This window comes from Actinomadura nitritigenes (assembly GCF_017573545.1).
In the GTDB taxonomy this organism is placed as follows: Bacteria; Actinomycetota; Actinomycetes; order Streptosporangiales; family Streptosporangiaceae; genus Spirillospora; species Spirillospora nitritigenes.
Genome location: NZ_JAGEOK010000014.1, coordinates 218,105 through 235,624 on the forward strand (window position 1 = coordinate 218,105; position 17,520 = coordinate 235,624).

Sequence of the window (17,520 nt, forward strand, 5' to 3'; positions counted from 1 at the left end):
AAGGGCACTGTCGTCGGCACGTGTGGGGCCGCCTTCCCTAGGGGCTTTACCAACAAAGACGTCCGGCCGGCCCGGCTGCTGAATCCAGAACCCCGCAACGCATCTCCGAAGCCCTGAGCCACCAGCCGGCCCCCAGGTCGCCGTTCATGCGGTCATCGGGCGGCGACGGTCTCGGTGTCCTCCGCCTCGTCCGGCGCGGCCGCGGGGGCGGTGTTCTTCGGGCCGCGCAGGGCGATGTAGACGAGCAGCACGGCCATGACGGCGACGCCTGCCCACATGGACTGCTGCCATCCGTCGACGTAGGACTGCCTTGCGGCGTCGACCAGGGCCTGCGCGTGCGATCCTGCGCCGGCCGAGACCTGGAGGGCGTTGGCGATGCCCTCCCGAGCGGTGTGCGCGGTCTCCTGGGGGATGCCGTGCAGCCTGTCGTCGATGGCGTTGCGGTAGCCGGCCGTCAGGATCGCGCCGAGCATGGCGACGCCGAGTGCGGTGCCGAATTCTCGGGTGACGTCGTTGAGGGCGGAGGCCACGCCCTGTTTCTCGCGCGGCAGGGAGCGGGTGATGGCCTCGGTGGAGGGAACCATGGCCAGGGCCAAGCCGATGCCCATGACGATGATGCCGGGCAGGATCGACAGGTAGCCGCCGTCGACGGAGACGAACAGGGCCATGAGCGCCAGGCTGCCGCCGGTCAGCGCGATCCCCGCGGCCATCGTCGCACGTGGGCCGATCCGCGCGGCCAGCCTGGGGGCCAGGCCGGACGCCACCATCATGGCGATGGCCAGGGGCATCAGCGCCGCCGCGGACCGCAGTCCCGACCAGCCGAGCACGGCCTGCAGGAACGGGAAGAGGACCACGGAGATGCCCGTCTGGACGCCGAAGACCACGACCAGCGTGATCGAGCCGCCGGCCAGGCCGCGCTCACGGAACAGGCGCACGTCCAGCAGCGAAGCGTCCCGGCGGCGCAGTTCCCAGGACACGAAACCGGCCGTGGCGGCGAGGCCGACGGCGAGGCTGACCAGGGTCCTGGCCGCGGTCCAACCGCGTTCCGGGCCCTCTTGCAGGACGAAGATGAGGGCGGCCACGGCGACGATGGACAGCAGCGCGCCGACGGTGTCGAAGGCGTGGGGCGAGCGCTCGCGGGAGTTGGGAACCGCCTTCAGCGCCATGACCAGGGCCACGACGACCAGGGCCACGGGCAGGACGAACAGCCAGCGCCAGTCGGCGACGTCCACCAGGAGCGCGGACAGGAACATGCCCAGGATGCCGCCGCCTCCGGCGACACCGGTCCACACGCCGATCGCCTTTCCGCGCTGCTCCTCGGGAAAGGTGGAGGTGATGACGGCCAGGGTGACGGGCATGATCGTTGCCGCGCCGGCACCGCTGACCGCGCGCGCGGCCAGCATCACCGCGGCGTTCGGAGCCAGGCCCGACGCAACGCTCGCGACGCCGAAGACGGCCAGCCCGGCGATCAGCATGGGCCTGCGGCCCAGGCGGTCACCGATCGCACCGAGCGGCAGCAGCAGTGCGGCCAGGACAAGGGTGTAGACGTTGATGATCCACAGGACCGTGCCCTGCGAGGTGTCGAAGTCGACGGCCATGTGCGTCTGGGCGACGATCAGCCCGGACACCGACGCGATGACGGCCATCAGCGCGATCGAGACGGTGGTCAGGATCGTGCGCAGCTGACGCGCGTCCGGCGCGTCCCCGCCGCTCTCCCCGGCCGCTTGTGCAGCGTTCGTGCTCATGGATTCCTCTCAGAAGGGGCGTGCGGAATCGGCGCCTAGACCAGAAGCGGCGGCAGGGCGCTGATGTGGGAGGCGACCAATCGCCGGCCGCGGCGGACGCGCCGGCTGACGCGGTCAGGTCGATGGCGGTGCCGGTCGGCCGAGAACGCCGATGCGATGCTTCATGTGAGGCTCCCGTCGGTTCGCTTGCCCTCGGCGACTTGAGCGGGACAGCGCCCCGATTCCTGACAGGAACCGCATGTGGCATGGGTCATAGCGCCGACGACGGGCGGCACGTGCCGGCGGTCGGCCGGAGCGGTCACCGATGGCCCGGCTGGGCGGCCCGTCAAGCGGTGGCCGGCGCCCCGCCGCGCTCGGCCCGCGACAGCAGCTGCCGCCGGTGCTTGATCCGGGCCAGCACGGTGTCGGCGGAATGCGCGCCCAGCTGGTTCGCGGACTGGCAGCTCATCCGCAGCGGCAGGCCCGACGGTGCCGCCGAGTCCCCGGCCGCGACGATGCGCGCGTCGTCCACACTGGTCAGGGTCTCGTCGGTCAGCAGGCGGCCGGCGGCGTCGGTGCTCAGCCCGCTGCGCGCGGCCAGGTCCGGCACGCCGAACCCCGCGGCCCAGATCGTCACCTGGCTCGGCAACTCGCGGCCGCCACTGAGCCGGACGGCGTCGCGGGTCACCGCCGTCACCCTCGTGTCCGAGCCGTCGAGCACGGTCACGCCCATCTCGGCCAGCCGCCTGGCGACCGAGCGCCGAACCCGGGGATGCAGGTACCGGCCGAGCACTCCGCCGCAGACCAGGGTCACGGTGCGGCCGCCTCCGCCAGTTCGGCGGCGGTCTCGATGCCGAGGACCCCGCCCCCGACCACCGTCACCGCGGCCGTGGCGGGCGCGGCGCCGAGGATCGGCCACAGCCGCTGCGCCGCTTCCAGGGTGGCGATCGGGTAGGCGAACTCGGCCCCGGGCACGCCTGGATCAGCGCTGCCACTGCCCGCCGCGTAGACCAGGTAGTCGTAGCCGACGGTGCGACCGGACGCCAGCGTCACACCGCGCTCGGCCGCCTCGATCCGGGACGCGGTGTACGCCGATCACGACCACCTCGGTGCTCGCCCTCATGGTGTCTCCTTCGCTCGATGCGGGTTCGGCATCAAGACACCGCGTGGCCGAAGGTCCTGACAGCCTGTGAGGCAGATCACTCGCGGGAGCGGTCTCCGCGAAGCAGTGGTTGATCAGCGTCATCCTCCAAGAGGGCCGGCGCCCGGCCCCTGGGCGGGTTCTTCCCTGGGGGCGGGCGCCGGTTCGGTCACCTCGGCGTCACCTGCTGTGCCAGTGCGCCAGGTCGAACCACCGGGTCGCGACGGTGGTGGTGCGACCGACCGCCCACACGGTACGGGTGCCCGGGCGCAGGGCCAGCGCGGTCGCGGTGACCGTGGTCCCCGCGGGCTTGGTCAGCGTCTGGCCTGACCAGGCGCCCGCCGCGGTGCGGTGGCGCATGGCGCCGCCGTACGCGGAGACCCAGATGCCGCCGGCGCCGTCCGAAGCGACCTTGTCCAACGAGGTGCCGAGGGCGCCGAGGACGGTGGTCCACTTCGTGCCGTTCCAGTGCGCCAGCATCGACCGGCTGACGGTCTTGCCCGTCCCGTCCGACACCTCCGCCGTGCCGACCGCCCAGACGCTGTTCTCCGAGGCGGCGTACACGTCGGTCAGGGTCGACGCGACCTCGCCCCGGACGGTCCCGGCGACCTTCGGGAACGCGACGGTGGTCCACTTCGCGCCGTTCCAGTGCGCGGTGGCGGGCTGCCCCTCCCCCGCCCAGCCGACCGCCCACGCGCTGGTGGGCGAGACGGCGGCGAGCGCGCTGGGCTTGATGCCGATCGGAGTGTCGGCCCAGGACGTGCCGTTCCAGTGCTTGGCCTGCGAGTAGCCGACCACCCACGCGCTGCGGCCGCCGGTGGTGGCGATGTCCTGCGGCTGGAAGCTCAGCGGGACCTTGAAGGTCCTCCAGGCCGTGCCGTTCCAGTGCAGCACGGCATTGGAGTCACCCGAGGTGTTGAGTTGGGCGGCCAGCCACAGGTTCGACGCCGACGTGGCCGCGGCGGCGCTGAAACGGTACGGGCTCGCGGCGGCGGGCAGTGCCACGTCGCTCCACGTGCCGCCGGTCAGCCGCTGGAGGATCGGCTTGCGCACCGAACTCGTCTGCCGGCCGCCGGCGGCCCACATGGTGCCGTCCGGCGCCGCGGCCAGACCGTTGAGCTGGGTGCCGCCGTCGGCCTTGGGGGTGCTCTGGACGATGGGCCACGCCGTCCCCTCGGCCGCCGCGACCGACGACGCCGCACGCTTCTCGTCCGAGCCCGCCGTAGTGGTGATCGCGGCCGTGACCGCCGCCGCGCCCACCGCGACGGCCGCTCCCGTGACCGCCACCTTCCTGCGTGTCTTCACCCTGCTCCTTCACCGCTCGAATCGATCTTGATGAAGGGCAGAAGCTAACAGGGCCGTACGCGCACCCGCGGAACAATCGATGATCTTCCTGGCGGTGATCGCCTTTCCGGGTGGACGCCCGTCATGGCTTTCGGCCTGGTCGGCGTGTTCGGAGATCATCCCTCGGCCATGGCCCGCGAATACTTGTGGCATACATCACATGAGCACATTTGTCACAGGGACCGGGTCGTCGGCGTCTTGTGTTCGTCCACCGCAGCAAGCAGCAACACTATTCCGCTTTGTGGAAGGAATGTCGTGAACTCAGCACTTGAGAACCTTCGCCGTGACTTCGGTGGAGACATCATCGAACCGGGCGCAGCAGAGTATGAATCGGCCAGCCGCTCGGTATTGACTCTGGGCAGCCCGGCCTTTGTCCTGCGGGCCGAGAACGTCGGGGACGTTCAAGCGGGTGTCAGGTTCGCCGCCGACACGGGGCTCTCGCTGTCCGTGCGAGGCGGCGGCCATGGCTTCCCGGGCTTCGGCACCAACGACGGCGGCGTCGTGATCGACCTCGGCAGGCTCTCGGACGTGCGGATCATGGACAAGGACCGTCACCTCGTACGGATCGGGGGCGGCGCCACCTGGGGGCAGGTCTCGGCCGCCCTGGCCCCGCACGGCCTGGCGATCTCCTCGGGCGACACCAGGAGCGTCGGCGTCGGCGGATTGACGTTGACCGGCGGCATCGGCTGGAAGGTCAGGAAGTACGGCCTGGCCTTGGACAACGTGGTCGCGGCGGAAATGGTCACCGCCGGCGGGCAGGCCGTGCGGGCGAGCGCACGGGAGAACCCGGAACTGTTCTGGGCGATCCGCGGCGGCGGCGGCAATTTCGGGATCGTGACCGCCTTCGAGTTCGCGGCACACCCGACGACGGACGTCTTCCACGGAAAGATCACCTTCCCGGCATCGGAGGTCGCCGGCGTGCTCCAGGGCTGGGCGGGCCACCTCCGCACCGCCCCCGAAGAGCTCACCTCCCTCGTGAACTTCGCCAATCCGTTCGCCGGCGGACCGCAGGCGCCCGTCGAGATCCACGTCGCCTTCGACGGCGATGACCCGCGACTCGCCGCGAAGGCGATCGACCCGATCCGCAGGCTCGGCACGGTGACCGACGACGATGTCGCGCTGAAGCCCTACGCGGACGTCCTCGTGGACGGCGCGGCCCCGCCGCCCGGCATCCGCCTCGTCACACGCGCGGCGTTCGTCGACGCCGGATCGGTGCCCGAGGCCCTACGGATCCTCGCCGAGGCCGGTGCAGCGGAAGGGGCGCCTTTCATCGCCGTCCGCAGCGTCGGCGGCGCGGTGTCCCGAGTCCCCGACGATGCCACCGCCTACGCGCATCGCCAAGCGGAGTTGATGGTCATGACCACCACCGCGGGCCCGAAACCGGTCATCGAGGCCGCTCGTACCGCTCTGGAATCGACGTGGGAAAGACTCGCACCCCACGTCAACGGCCTCTACGCGAACTTCCTCACTTCCGCCGCCGACAAGGACGTCGCCGCGATCTATCCGACGCGCACCTATGAGCGGCTCGCGGCGGTCAAGCGCCACTACGACCCCGCGAATCTGTTCGCCCACAACCACAATGTCCGGCCTCAGTGAAGTGATCTCAGCCGATCAGCGGAAGACGGCCCTGTTCGAAATGGGCAAGGGATCGCGAGATCTACTCGCGGACCGGCTGGCCTGACCAGGCCATTTCTGTTTCCTCGCCTTGTCGCGGGCGCGCGTCGCGAAACATGCTCGGCTGACGTTCCAACGGCGACGGTGAGGTCTGTGTGGACCGGATTCGGCGTGATGTCGCCCTGTCGAACGTCCGCACCCGGCTGGCGGCCGTCGAGCGGTCCGGGGACGCCGCGCCGCTGTTCGACGACGAGGCCGTCCGCGACGCGGCCGAGCTGGTGGAGTACACGCGCGAGCATCCCGCCGACGCGCCGCCCGGGCTGGCGGCGGTGTACGCGGCCGACCGGGCGGCGGTCCCGCAGCCGCTCTGGTGCACGCTGCGGGAGGTCGGGGACGTTCGAGGAGGCCGTGCTCGCCTCCCGGGAGGCGGCCGGCCTCACCGACCCCGCCCGCCGGATGGCGCTACACCACACGGTCCTGCTCGTGAGCCTGCTCACCGACCGACACACGGTCCACGGCGCGCGCGGCGACCTGGACGAGGCCCTGCGGATCGGGCGGGCCGAGGGCCCAGGTCCAGCATCATCACGCGCTTTCTGAACCCCTGAGCCGCCCTCGGCGAAGGTGCTTCCCGTGGGCGCTCAGCGCACGTCCACGTAGTCGGTGGGCTTGTTGGAGGCGAGGTAGGTGGAGCTGCCCTTGTAGGCGGCCATCCAGGTGCCGTCCTTGGACGCCTTGAACGTCTTGCCGAACCACCCGCTGCTCGCGGTCTTCACCACGGCCATCTGCGTCCAGGTACTGGAGCCCTTCGCCTGGAAGTACAGGTAAACGGACGCGCCCGGCCCCGGCAGCTTCTTGTCCATGTACCGGAACAGCTGCCCCTTGACCGTGAGGGTCTTCCCCTTCGCCACCGGCTCCGGAGAAGCGTTGAAACCGGCGATGGACGTCCCGTACCGCACGTCGACATCGACCGGCTTGCCGGTGAGCGCCATGTAGGCGGAGTCGCCCGCGTACCGGACCCGCCAGTACCCGTCCCGCTTGGCCGCCCCGGTGGTCAGGCGGAAGAGTCCGTTGGACGCCGTCTTGCCGCTTCCCGCCGCAGCCCACCCGGTCTTTCCGTTCGCGGAGAATTCCGCGACGAGCGGTGCGCTCCCGATCGCCAGCGCGCCTGGAAGGGCTCCCAGCCTGCCGCTGATGGAGAGCGGCTGACCGTAACGACCGGGGTTCGGCGTCAGTTTCATGTCGGTGATGACGGTGGGGCGCCGGACGTCCAGCATGCCCGCCGCGGTCCGGGCGTCCTCGAGGAACGGGTCGCTGCTCGCGACGACCGTGAGCGGCCCCGGTCTGTCGGCCGCGAAGTGGGAGGTGAACGTGCCGTCGGCCGCCGTCGGCCCCAGCGGGATGTTCTCCGCGGTGGCCCCCGCACCGATGACCGCCGTGAGCTGCACACCCGGTGCGGGCACCAGACCCGCCGCGCCATGCCGCAGCAGCCTCCCCTGGACCGCCACGTCGGTACCGGTCGCCACCGGTTGCGCCGTCGTCATCCGCGCCGACAGCTCCGTCGCCTGCTTCGCGACGGTGACCCCGGTCACCTGGCCGGCCGCGCAGTTCGGCCCGTCCGCCCCGTAGGAAGCGGTCACCGGGAATCTGCCTCGCGAAGTGAACGTGAAGGATCCGTCCGGGCCGGCCTGCGTGCCGAGAGCACCACCATCGCCGATGATCTCGGCGTCGGGCACCGGTTCGGGCGCGGCCTCACGCGACTTCTGCACCATGAGGCGACCGTGGACGGTGACGTCCGAGTGGTCCGCGTCGATGACCGACGGTTCGGCGACGAGGTCGGTGATGCTCGTCTCGTAGCAGTCGTTGAACTTGGCCCACGTGCTCGCGGTCGCCCCGTCCGCCGTCGTGACCAGTGCGTTCACGTAGTTGGCGCGGGGATGCCGCGCGATGTCGGTGTGGTACGCGGCCTGCCACGTGCCGTCCTGGTCCGTCCCGGCGACCCGCGTGAAACGGACGGTGTCGTACGCCGCGCCCGAGGTGCTCGGATAGTGCAGGCTCGCCGTGACGTCGGTGACGCCGCCGGCCGACTTCGCCGTGAGGGTGAGCACGACCACTCGGTCAGGGGCGAGGCGATCGAGGGTCGCGGTCAGCTTGACGTCCGTCGCGTCCGCACGGGCGGCGGCCGGGACGAACGCCGCCGATGTCACCAGCACGGCGGCGACCAGGAAGGACGACTTACGGCGCATGGAAGGTACCTCTCCCCTGAACGATCAAGAAATGATCGGCGAGAGGGGGACGCCCGAGATCCTCTACCGGTTGCCCGGTTCGAGAGGTCCCGGCGCACCACCACAGAACTGGCCCAAGGGCAGTGGTGCTCTCCTGCGCGCCTGCCCCTTCGGTCCTAGCAGTCACCCGTAACGACGAAGACCCCGGAGCCTGCCGCTCCGGGGTCTGAATCGTCACTGTGGAGCTAGGACCTTCGTCTGCGCCCTTAAGAGAGGCACTGCCTCTCCGCCGAACGTCTTCCCTGGACCGGCGCCGCCGGTCAACCGCGTTGGCCGGCGTCGTCGACGACCGCGGAGGCGAGGACCGCGTTCTGGGAATCGCCCATGTAGCGGAAGGTGCGCCGGTCGAGGACGATCGTCTGGATGTTCGGCTTGCCGTTCCTTCGCTGCGGGGAGTCGAAGGCCACGCCGATGCCGTGGCGTCCGGCGTAGTCCGTCGCGTCCCGCTTGATGCTCACCCTGGGGATCTTCCCCAGCGCCCGGTACAGGGCGGCGTTCAGCTTGGGCGGGATGAGGTGGTCGTCCCGAAGGATCCCCGCGATCACCCCGAAGGTGGTGACGTCCTGGCCCTTGTCGCCGTTGTCCCGCCGGATGCGGGCGAGCAGGGCGGCCGGGTCCGTGGGCAGCCCGGCGACGTAGTCGTACAGCTTGTTCGGGGTTCTGCTGACGATTCCCGGGCCGCCGATGTAACCGCCGTTGAACCGCGGATCCGTGCCGTCGTGGCGGGGCCGCGCCCCCGGTCCGAGGATGCCCTTCACGTACAGCTTCCCGTTCTGGACGGACCGGGCCATGCGCTTGCCGTCGAACCGCCACCACTCCTCGACCTTCACCTTGCCGTGGTGCATCGCTTCCGGGCCGACCACGTTCCCGTCGGTCAGGGCGAAAGCGCTCACCGTCTGGGCGTAGACCCATTGCGAGGGCCGGGGCCGCGGCGGGGCCGTCTGCTGCTCAACGGTCTGCGCGGCCAACTCCAGCGTCTGCGCCGCCGTGGCCACGGCCGGTCGCTTCGTGCTGCTCCCCGGCCCTCCACCGGTCTGTGTCACGACGATCGCCCCTGCGGCGCCCGCGGCGACCAACCCTGTGGCCGCCACCCGCCACATGAGCCGCCTCCGGAGCGAGCGGCGGCGAACCCTCGTGGCGTCCGTTGTGCTCGTTGCCCCTGCCGTGTCCTCGGTGCCGAACTCGGCGTGCAGCCGCGCCCAGGCGCGGGCCTTCACCTCGGGGTCGTCCGGGACATCCCCCGGCCGCGTCGCCCGGACGAGCGCGATCTCCTCGTCGATCACCGGTTCTCCTCCTCAAGACGTGTGGGGTCGACTTCTCCGAACTCGCGGCGGATCTTCCTGCGGATCCGGTGCAGGCGGGACCTGACCGTGCCCAGGGGCACCCCCAGCGCCTCGCCTGCCTCGGCGTACGTCAGGTCGGCCCAGGCGATGAGCAGCAGCAGGTCGCGCTCGTCCACCGGCAGCCCCGCCAGGATGGACGCGATCCGGGGACCGAGCCGCTCGGCCGTCACCCGGGCGTCGCTGGCGTCGGCGAAGGACGGGCTCGCCCCGTCGGCGCCGGTGCGCGCCAGGAGCTCGTGGCGGCGGCGCTCGGTGCGGCGGTGCTGGCCGATGAGGTTCGTCGCGATGCCGTACAGCCAGGGCCGCGCGTCCTGGCGGGCGAGGTCGTAGCGCCCGCGGTTGCGGAACGCGACGGTGAAGGTCTCGGCGCCGACGTCCTCGGCCGCCTCGGGCCCGAGCCGCCGCGCGATGTAGCGGTAGATCTCGGCCCAGTGCCGGTCGAAGATCTCGGCGAACCGCTCGGGCGAGGCGAGTGACGCCCCGATGCTGCGGCTGTCACTCACCTCCCCGGTGTCCGCGTCGGGGGAAGTCTCGATCATCACCAACCCGTTCTCCTTCGTCACACCGGGTGCGGGTTCCACCTGGTACTTGGTGCGACGAGGCGGTGTTGTTCCCGCCATTTTCCCGACCACGGGGGCTCGGGGGCCGCCCTGCCGCCGTCCCGGACCGCATCGTCGCGGCTCACGCCGTAAGTACGAAAGTTGTACTAAGAGGTTTCGATTGGTAACCTGCCCCTCGTCCTCGAGCAGGAAAGCAGGAGCGAATGATCCTCATCACAGGCGCGAACGGCCGGCCCGGATCGGCGACCGTGCGCGAGTTCGCGCGGAACAAAGAGCCGGTCCGCGCGCTCGTACGGGACCCGGCGAAGGCCGGAGATCTGCGGGAGCTGCCGGGCGTCGAGGTCGTCCAGGGCGACATGCTCTGGCCGGAGACGCTGCAGGACGCGCTGGCCGGGGTGGACCGGGCACTGATGATCTCCGGTGCCGGCCCGCTGATGCTGGAGACCCAGTGCACGTTCATCGACGCCGCGATCAGGGCGGGCGTCGGCCACATCGTGAAGCTGTCCGGCAAGGACTCCATCGACGGATTCGACAATGAGAAGTTCCGGTCCAGCCGGAGTCACGAGCAGATCCAGCGGTACCTGCTCGCCTCGGACGTGAAGTGGACGATTCTCCAGCCGAGCCAGTTCATGCACGTGTACTTCGAGGAGGTGCCCGACATCGTCGCGTCCGGCGAGCTGCGCCTCCCGCTCGGCGACACCACGCTCGCCCCGATCGACATCGACGACATCGCCAAGGTCGCCTACAAGGTGCTCACCACGTCCGGGCACGAAGGCAGGGTCTACCCGATGACCGGCCCAGAGGCCTTCACGATGGCCGAGGCCGCCGGATACATCTCCGACGCCATCGGCAAGCCGGTCAGGTACGTCGACGTGTCCTCCGAGGAGAAGTCGCGCGCCTGGCTGGAGGCGGGATATCCGCCGCCCCGCGCGACCGCGTTCGCGCAGCTCTTCGAGGAGCGCCGCAGGCTGGGGCGCTCATCCGTCGACCTCAGCACCCATCTGCGCCTCGGCATCGAGCCGACCACTTTCGCCCAGTTCGCCCGCCGCTACGCCGACATCTTCCAAGGCGGAGCCCAGTACACCGTCACTCCGGCCTGATCGCGGATTGGTGACCGCAATGAATCCGGAAACAGAACCGGGGCATTCCGTGAACCCGGAAGCGAAGATATTCGTGCTTGTTCACGGTGGCGCGCACGGCGCCTGGGCGTACGAGCGATTGGCGGCGCACCTCCTCCAGGAGGGCCACCATGTGGTGGCGCAGGATTTGCCGGGGCACGGACTGAAAGCGAGATTCCCCCGCTCGTACACCACGCGGCCCCTGAACCCGCAGGAGTTCGCGACCGAGCCTTCTCCCATTGCGCACCTGACGTTGCGCGACTACTGCGACCACGTCACCGCCACCGTCCGGCGGCTCGGCGAGGTCATGCCCGACCGTCAGATCGTCCTGGTCGGGCACAGCATGGCCGGGCTCGTGCTCAACCGGGTGGGCGAGACCCTTCCCGACCTCATCGGCCGACTGGTCTACGTCTCCGCCTGGATGATCGCCGATGGCACGTCGTTCAGCGACTACATGGCCGCGCCCGAACTCTCCACCGGATTGATCCCGTCCGTCCTTCTCGCCGACCCGTCCGTCGTCGGCGCGCTGCGCATGGACTTCCGGTCGGCCGATCCGGCCTACCGCGCGAGTGTCAAGGCGGCCTTCGCCGCCGATGCGGACGACGGCGACTGGGACGCCGTCACCCATCTTCTGACGCCCGACACCCCTGCCGGCCCGCTGGCCGAGCCGGTGACCATCACGCCGGCCCGATGGGGCCGGATTCCCCGGACGTACATCAGTTGCACCGACGACCGGGCCCTTCCGCTCGCGGCCCAAAGGCGCTTCATCGGCGAAGCCGACGAGCACACCCCCGAAAACCCCACCGACGTACGAGAACTGCCCACCGGGCACTCGCCTTTCGTGTCCCAGCCGGCGCGACTCGCCGAGATTCTGCTGAAGCTCTGACCGGTAACGGGCCCGTGCCCGCGAAGACGCGCCGGCCTGCGACCGACCGGGCGACCGGCGACGCATGGCCGTCGCCGACGGATATTTCCAAGGAGGAGCAATGAAGATAGAGGGCAGTACGGCGTTCGTGACGGGCGCCAACCGCGGGTTGGGCCGGCGTTTCGCCGAGCAGCTCGTGGCGCGGGGGGCCACCGTCTACGGCGGTGTCCGCAACGTGGCGTCACTCGATCTCCCGGGCGTGACCCCCGTCCGCATCGACGTGACGGACGAGGCCTCGGTGGCGGCCGCGTCGGAAGCCGTGCCGGAGGTGTCGCTCCTCATCAACAATGCGGGTTCCTACACCGGGGCCTCGGTGTCCGACGGGTCCATGGACGACATCCGCCTGGAAATGGAGACCCACTACTTCGGCACCCTGGCGGTGAGCCGCGCGTTCGCCCCGCACCTGGCCGCCGCCGGAGGCGGTGCCATGCTCAACGTCCTGTCGGTGCTGTCGTGGCTGACCTTCCCCGGTTACAGCGGCTACGCGGCGGCGAAGGCGGCCCAGTGGTCGCTGACCAATGCCCTGAGGCTGGAGCTCGCGGCGCAGGGCACGCAGGTCACCGGATTGCACGTCGGCTACCTGGACACCGACATGGTCGCGTCCGTCGACGCCCCCAAGAGCGATCCGGCGGTGATCGCCGCGCTCGCGCTCGACGCCCTCGAGCAGGGCGTTGTGGAGATCCTCGCCGACCAGGACGCGCAGCGGACCCAGGCCGACCTCGCGGGCGGCGTCGCGAAGCTGTTCCCGGCCATCGCCTGAGCGGCCTGTGCCGGCCGTGCACGGTGCTCCATCGGCATGGCCGGTTCGGGGCCGGCGGGCGTCCGTCCGCCTTCGGGCCTCCGCTGTCGGAGCCCGAAGGAGCCCGAGGAAGGAAGTGCATGACGTCGGGGATCGATGACGAGCGAGCGCGGTGATGTCGGGACACCGCCCGCCTGACGGTGACGCCGCCGGATACCGCGCCGTGTTCGCGGTCCAGGAGTTCCGAGCGGTGTTCGCGGCGCACGTCCTCTCCGTCCTCGGCGGTGTCTTCGCCGAGGTCTCGCTGGCGGTACTCGTCTTCCGACAGACCGGATCGGCGCTGCTGACGGCCCTGATCTTCGCTCTCGGGTTCCTGCCCTACGCCGTCAGCGGGGTGCTGCTCTCCGGTCTCGCCGACCGCTGCCGCCCCCGCGGCCTGCTGGTCGGCTGCGACCTGCTGTCGGCGGCCTGCATGGCCTTGATGGCCGTACCGGCGGCACCGCTCGCCGCGCTCTTCGTCCTCCGGTGCGCCGTCTCGATGATCGCGCCGCTCTTCACCGGCACCCGGGCGGCGAGCCTGGCGGACATCATGCCGCGGGACCTCTACGTCCTCGGCCGTTCGCTCGTGCGGATCGTCTCGCAGAGCTCCCAGATCGTCGGCTACGGGCTCGGCGGCCTCGTCCTGGTGTGGCTACCGCCCCGGGCCGCGCTGGCCGCGGCCGCGGTGGCGTTCCTCGGCTCGGCCCTCCTGCTGCGCCTCGGCACCCGCGAGCGGCCCGCCCGCGTTTCGGGCGGGGGCGCGATCACGGTCCGGACGATGGCCTCGGCGGGGCGGCTGCTGGGCGAACCCCGCATCCGGGCCCTGCTGCTGATGTGGTGGATCCCGCCGATGTTCTTCGTCGTCGCCGAAGGCGTCGCGGCGCCCCTCACGGACGCCGCCGGGGTGGGCACGGCCGGATTCGGCCTGTTCCTCGCCGCGATGCCCGGAGGCACCGTGGTGGGGGAACTGCTGGCCGGCACCCTGCTGGGTGCCGCCGCACGCAACCGCATCACGCTCCCGCTCGCGGCGGTCGCGCTGCTGCCGATGGTCGCGTTCGGACTCCATCCGTCGCTGCCCGTCGGCACGACGCTCATGCTGCTCACCGGGCTGTGCGCCGCCTACACGCTCGGCATGGACCAGTGGTTCGTGGACGCGGTGCCGGAGGACAAGCGCGGCCGGGCCATGTCGCTGCTGGGCGCGGGGCTGATGACGCTTCAGGGCCTCGGGATGGCGGTCGGCGGTGCGCTCGCCGGTGCCGTTCCGCCGGGGGCGGTCATCTGCGGGTCCGGAACCATCGGCACGTTGAGCGTGCTCGGCGTGCTGCTGACGGTCCGAAAGACCGGCGAAAGGAGGTGAGACGACATGGCGAACACATCGCGCAAGCGGAACTGGCTGCCCAGCTGAGGGTAGCCATGGGGCATGACGGGATCCCGCGGAACGGGCGGGCCCGTTGACGGCGACGAGGTGGCGGGGCTCGCCCCGCCACCTCGTTCCGGCGGCGCGGGACGCGGGGACGGCTGGTCCACGCGGGCGTCAGCCGGCCTGCGCGGGGCCGGTGAGGGCGGTGACGTCGCCGGTGAACACGGCGTCGGCCTCGTCGGGGGCCAAGCGTCCCGACAGCAGGCCGAGAATGGTCGGCGGGTCCGCGGCGACGACGAGGTCGGCGTCCTGCGCGGTGCCCACCCGGGCCTGCACGCGGCCCTTGCCGGTGCGCACGACCACGGGCTCGTCGCCGGTCTCCAGCTGGATCGTGCGCTCGGCGCCGTCCGCCGGAGGCTGGTGGACGACCTCGGCGGCCAGCACGAGCCATTTCGACCGGAAGGTGTCGCCCTCCGGCGGGCGGACCATCAGAGGCGCGCCCCAGCGGGCCAGTTCCCGCAGCGCGGGCTCCAGTTCCCGGCCGCGTTCGGTGAGCCGGTAGACGGTGGTGGCGATCGGCGGCGGCTCCTTCCCGGCGGCCACCACTCCCGCGTCGGTGAGCTGGCGCAGCCGGTCGGCCAGCAGGTTGGAGGCGATGCCGGGCAGCCCGTCGCGGAGGTCGGTGTAGCGGCAGGGTCTGATCAGCAGTTCCCGGACGATGAGCAGCGACCACCTGTCTCCGATCACGTCCAGCCCGCGTGCCAGCGCGCAGTACTCGCCATAGGACTTCACGAACGCGATCCTAACATCGACGATTGACTTACTATTCTATTCACTTTAGTTTCTAAAGCATGATCCGCTCGTCTCGCGGTCCCGCGCTCGCGACCCTCTGCCTGGCGTCCCTCCTGATCAACCTGGACACGACGATCGTCAACGTCACCCTGCCCAGCCTCGTCCGGCAGCTGGACGCCTCGACCACCGAGCTGCAATGGGTGGTGGACGCCTACAACCTGGTGTTCGCCGCGTGCGTCCTCGCGGCCGGCAGCCTCGGCGACCGGCTGGGACGCCGCAACGCGCTGCTCGCCGGGCTCGGCGTCTTCGGCCTGGGAAGCCTGGCCGGATCGTTCGGCGACACGACCGGCCAGCTGATCGCCGCCCGCGCAGTGATGGGCCTGGGCGCCGCGATCATCTTCCCGGCCACCCTGTCGGCGATCTCCAACCTGTTCCCCGGACGCCGCGAACGGGCCAAAGCCATCGGCCTGTGGGGCGCCACCACCGGCGCCGGCATCGCCCTCGGGCCCATCGTCGGCGGCCGGTTGCTCGAGTGGTTCTGGTGGGGCAGCGTCTTCGTCGCCATGGTGCCCGTCGCCGCCACCGTCCTGGTCCTGACCGTCCTGTTCGTCCCCGACTCCCGCGACCGGTCCACCCCGCCCCCGGACTGGATCGGACTGGTCCTGTCCACGGCCGGAATGGCCGCCCTGGTCTTCGCCATCATCCAGGCGTCCGAATGGGGATGGCGCTCGGGACGCGTCGCCGCCGGGATCTGCGCAGGGGTCGCCCTGCTCGCGGTGTTCCTGTTCGCCGAGCGCCGCTCCGCCCATCCCATGATCGACATCGCCCTGTTCCGCAACCCGCGCTTCACCGCCGCAAGCGCCGCGGTGACCGTGGCGTTCTTCGCGCTGTCGGGCTTCATCTTCCTGATCACCCAGTACTTCCAGCTCGTCAAGGGCTACGCCCCGCTGGAGACCGGGGTCCGCCTGCTGCCCGTCGCGCTGTCGGTCGCGGCCGGCTCGGTGCTCGGCGCGCGGCTCACCGTCCGGGCGGGCAACAAGGCGGTCGTCACCGCCGGCCTGCTCCTGCTGGCCACCGCGTTCCTGTGGATCTCCACCGCGTCCGCCGGCACCGCCTACCCGCAGCTCGCAATCCAGATGGTCGTCCTCGGGGCCGGCATGGGCCTGACCAGCGCCCCGGCGACGGAAGCGATCATGGGTGCGGTATCGCCGGACAAGGCCGGCGTCGGGTCCGCCGTCAACGACGCGACGCGCCTGCTCGGCGGAACCCTCGGCGTCGCCGTCATCGGCAGCATCGCCGCCTCGCTCTACCTCGACCGCCTGCACGCCACCGCTCCGGCGGGTCTCCCCACCCCGGCCGCCCGCGCCGCGGACGACTCGCTCGGCGGCGCGCTCCAGGTCGCGTCACGGCTCCCGGCCGGGCAGGCCGGCCACCTCCGCTCGGCCGCCGTGGACGCCTTCCTGCACGGTTTCCACTACGGCTGCCTGACCGCGGCAGCGCTCGTCACCGCGGGCGCCGTGCTCGCCGTGCTGTTCCTTCCCGTCCATCCCGCCGTGCCGCGCTCCGCCGAGAGCGAGACCCTTCCCGACCCCGTCGGCATGTGACGGGCGTCCGGCCCCGGCGCGCGCGGCCGGTCACGGAGCGGGCGCGACCTCGGGACGGGTGAGAGCGGCGAGGAGGCGTTCGAAAGCCTCCCGGTCACCGCCGACGGTCACCTGGCCCGCGCTCAGGGCCTCCGCCAGGTTCCGTTTCCTGGTCATGAGGGACGCGAACGTCCTGGCGTCGGTGTCGATCGTGGCGTCGGGACGGGCGTTGTCCCCGCGTTCGATGTCGATGCCGCCGGCGTCGAGGCGGACGACGAAATGGTCCTCGCCGAAGCGGATCGCGAAGGTGCCGGCGAGGTCGTCGCCGGCCGGGGGAGTGAAGTCGTCGCGCAGCGCCAGCATGACCGCGTCGCTGCTGATGTGGGCCTCCAGATCGCGGAACGGGGAGCGGCGCCCCCAGCGGCCGAGCTCGACCAGGACCGGCTCGAGCTCCCGGCCCCAGTCGGTCAGCTCGTACACCCACGACGCGCTCGGTGGAGCGAGCTTTCGCCTGCGGAGCAGCCCGAGCCCTTCCAGCTCGCGAAGGCGGCGCGACAGCCGGTTGGGGCCGGCGTTGGGCAGCCCGGCCCGCAGGTCGGTGAACCGCTTGGGCCCGAACAGCAGCTCGCGGATGATCAGCAGAGCCCAACGCTCACCGATGAGGTCCAAGGCGTGCGCCGTCGCGCAGGCCTCTCCATAGGTGCGAGTGCTCTCCACGCCTGGCATGTTAACCGGTGAGGTTCGGCAGCGGTTCCAACAGGTTCCCCTGCCGTACTCGCGACTGCCTTGGCGGAACCGGCCCGTGCGGCGGCGCGTGCCCGCCGATCATGACCACCTCCGCGCGCGTCGGTCGGCGGTGACCAGCCTGGCGAGGCCCGCGACGATGAGGGCGAGTGCCGCCAGGCAGCCGGCGGTGAGCGGGGGCGCGGTTCACGACCACCCCGAGCGTGATGGCA

16 protein-coding genes are annotated in these 17,520 nt (G+C 71.1%); 7 read left to right on the forward strand and 9 right to left on the reverse strand.

Translation table 11 applies throughout. From position 1 onward, the window contains the following. Positions 1-152 precede the first annotated feature (152 nt). The 4 genes from J4557_RS23210 to J4557_RS23220 all read right to left on the reverse strand — a co-directional run bounded on the left by J4557_RS23210 (position 153) and on the right by J4557_RS23220 (position 4,170). Positions 153-1,745: an MFS transporter gene (locus J4557_RS23210; protein ID WP_208268826.1), complete on the reverse strand. Its 1,593-nt coding sequence runs from the start codon at positions 1,743-1,745 to the stop codon at positions 153-155. A 325-nt stretch (positions 1,746-2,070) separates the two neighbouring features. Then, positions 2,071-2,538, reverse strand: a complete 468-nt coding sequence (locus J4557_RS23215; RefSeq protein ID WP_307800146.1) for an FAD-dependent oxidoreductase — start codon at positions 2,536-2,538, stop codon at positions 2,071-2,073. Continuing rightward, complete coding sequence (locus J4557_RS51035; protein ID WP_307800147.1) at positions 2,535-2,777, reverse strand: FAD-dependent oxidoreductase; 243 nt, start codon at positions 2,775-2,777, stop codon at positions 2,535-2,537. The genes J4557_RS23215 and J4557_RS51035 overlap by 4 nt, the downstream gene beginning before the upstream one ends. A gap of 268 nt (positions 2,778-3,045) precedes the next feature. Continuing rightward, complete coding sequence (locus tag J4557_RS23220; protein WP_208268827.1) at positions 3,046-4,170, reverse strand: hypothetical protein; 1,125 nt, start codon at positions 4,168-4,170, stop codon at positions 3,046-3,048. A gap of 294 nt (positions 4,171-4,464) precedes the next feature. On the opposite strand from J4557_RS23220, the gene J4557_RS23225 reads away from it, so the two are divergent. Beyond that, positions 4,465-5,805, forward strand: a complete 1,341-nt coding sequence (locus J4557_RS23225; protein WP_208268828.1) for an FAD-binding oxidoreductase — start codon at positions 4,465-4,467, stop codon at positions 5,803-5,805. Between the two features lie 426 nt (positions 5,806-6,231). Further along, entirely contained in the window at positions 6,232-6,420 is a 189-nt protein-coding gene (locus J4557_RS23230) for a hypothetical protein (RefSeq protein ID WP_208268829.1), read from the forward strand. Between the two features lie 41 nt (positions 6,421-6,461). Here J4557_RS23230 and J4557_RS23235 read toward each other — a convergent pair whose 3' ends face one another. From J4557_RS23235 to J4557_RS23245, 3 genes are all read right to left on the reverse strand, one after another. Further along, positions 6,462-8,066: a hypothetical protein gene (locus J4557_RS23235; protein WP_208268830.1), complete on the reverse strand. Its 1,605-nt coding sequence runs from the start codon at positions 8,064-8,066 to the stop codon at positions 6,462-6,464. A 299-nt stretch (positions 8,067-8,365) separates the two neighbouring features. Next, positions 8,366-9,388 carry a CU044_5270 family protein gene (locus J4557_RS23240; protein WP_208268831.1) on the reverse strand — a complete coding sequence of 341 codons (1,023 nt, stop codon included), beginning with the start codon at positions 9,386-9,388 and terminating at the stop codon, positions 8,366-8,368. After that, a complete protein-coding gene (locus tag J4557_RS23245; protein WP_208268832.1) occupies positions 9,385-9,987 on the reverse strand; it encodes an RNA polymerase sigma factor in 603 nt (200 codons plus the stop codon). Before J4557_RS23245 ends, J4557_RS23240 begins: the two co-directional genes overlap by 4 nt. A 224-nt stretch (positions 9,988-10,211) precedes the next feature. On the opposite strand from J4557_RS23245, the gene J4557_RS23250 reads away from it, so the two are divergent. From J4557_RS23250 to J4557_RS23265, 4 genes are all read left to right on the forward strand, one after another. Beyond that, complete coding sequence (locus J4557_RS23250) at positions 10,212-11,108, forward strand: SDR family oxidoreductase (protein ID WP_208268833.1); 897 nt, start codon at positions 10,212-10,214, stop codon at positions 11,106-11,108. A gap of 19 nt (positions 11,109-11,127) precedes the next feature. Further along, a complete protein-coding gene (locus J4557_RS23255; protein ID WP_208268834.1) occupies positions 11,128-12,012 on the forward strand; it encodes an alpha/beta fold hydrolase in 885 nt (294 codons plus the stop codon). Positions 12,013-12,112: 100 nt separating this feature from the next. Further along, on the forward strand, positions 12,113-12,811 hold the full coding sequence (locus tag J4557_RS23260; protein WP_208268835.1) for an SDR family oxidoreductase: 699 nt from the start codon (positions 12,113-12,115) through the stop codon (positions 12,809-12,811). 154 nt (positions 12,812-12,965) lie between these two features. Further along, the gene (locus J4557_RS23265; RefSeq protein WP_208268836.1) at positions 12,966-14,186 is read left to right on the forward strand and encodes an MFS transporter; all 1,221 of its coding nucleotides are present in this window, start codon (positions 12,966-12,968) and stop codon (positions 14,184-14,186) included. 177 nt (positions 14,187-14,363) lie between these two features. On the opposite strand, the gene J4557_RS23270 is transcribed toward J4557_RS23265, so the two are convergent. Beyond that, positions 14,364-14,981, reverse strand: coding sequence for a winged helix-turn-helix transcriptional regulator (locus J4557_RS23270; RefSeq protein ID WP_208268837.1), 618 nt, complete (start codon positions 14,979-14,981; stop codon positions 14,364-14,366). A gap of 59 nt (positions 14,982-15,040) precedes the next feature. Between J4557_RS23270 and J4557_RS23275 the strand changes: the two genes are divergently transcribed. Continuing rightward, positions 15,041-16,585 carry a DHA2 family efflux MFS transporter permease subunit gene (locus J4557_RS23275; RefSeq protein WP_208268838.1) on the forward strand — a complete coding sequence of 515 codons (1,545 nt, stop codon included), beginning with the start codon at positions 15,041-15,043 and terminating at the stop codon, positions 16,583-16,585. 30 nt (positions 16,586-16,615) lie between these two features. Here J4557_RS23275 and J4557_RS23280 read toward each other — a convergent pair whose 3' ends face one another. Beyond that, on the reverse strand, positions 16,616-17,281 hold the full coding sequence (locus J4557_RS23280; RefSeq protein ID WP_208268839.1) for a winged helix-turn-helix transcriptional regulator: 666 nt from the start codon (positions 17,279-17,281) through the stop codon (positions 16,616-16,618). Positions 17,282-17,520 lie beyond the last annotated feature (239 nt).

What these genes read in the sequence shown, in the direction of transcription:
- J4557_RS23210 (WP_208268826.1), bottom strand. Translation starts at nt 1,745, where the DNA reads ATGAGCACGAACGCTGCACAAGCGGCCGGGGAGAGCGGCGGGGACGCG.
- J4557_RS23235 (WP_208268830.1), bottom strand. Translation starts at nt 8,066, where the DNA reads ATGCGCCGTAAGTCGTCCTTCCTGGTCGCCGCCGTGCTGGTGACATCG.
- J4557_RS23245 (WP_208268832.1), bottom strand. Translation starts at nt 9,987, where the DNA reads ATGATCGAGACTTCCCCCGACGCGGACACCGGGGAGGTGAGTGACAGC.
- J4557_RS23250 (WP_208268833.1), top strand. Translation starts at nt 10,212, where the DNA reads ATGATCCTCATCACAGGCGCGAACGGCCGGCCCGGATCGGCGACCGTG.
- J4557_RS23255 (WP_208268834.1), top strand. Translation starts at nt 11,128, where the DNA reads ATGAATCCGGAAACAGAACCGGGGCATTCCGTGAACCCGGAAGCGAAG.
- J4557_RS23260 (WP_208268835.1), top strand. Translation starts at nt 12,113, where the DNA reads ATGAAGATAGAGGGCAGTACGGCGTTCGTGACGGGCGCCAACCGCGGG.
- J4557_RS23265 (WP_208268836.1), top strand. Translation starts at nt 12,966, where the DNA reads ATGTCGGGACACCGCCCGCCTGACGGTGACGCCGCCGGATACCGCGCC.
- J4557_RS23275 (WP_208268838.1), top strand. Translation starts at nt 15,041, where the DNA reads ATGATCCGCTCGTCTCGCGGTCCCGCGCTCGCGACCCTCTGCCTGGCG.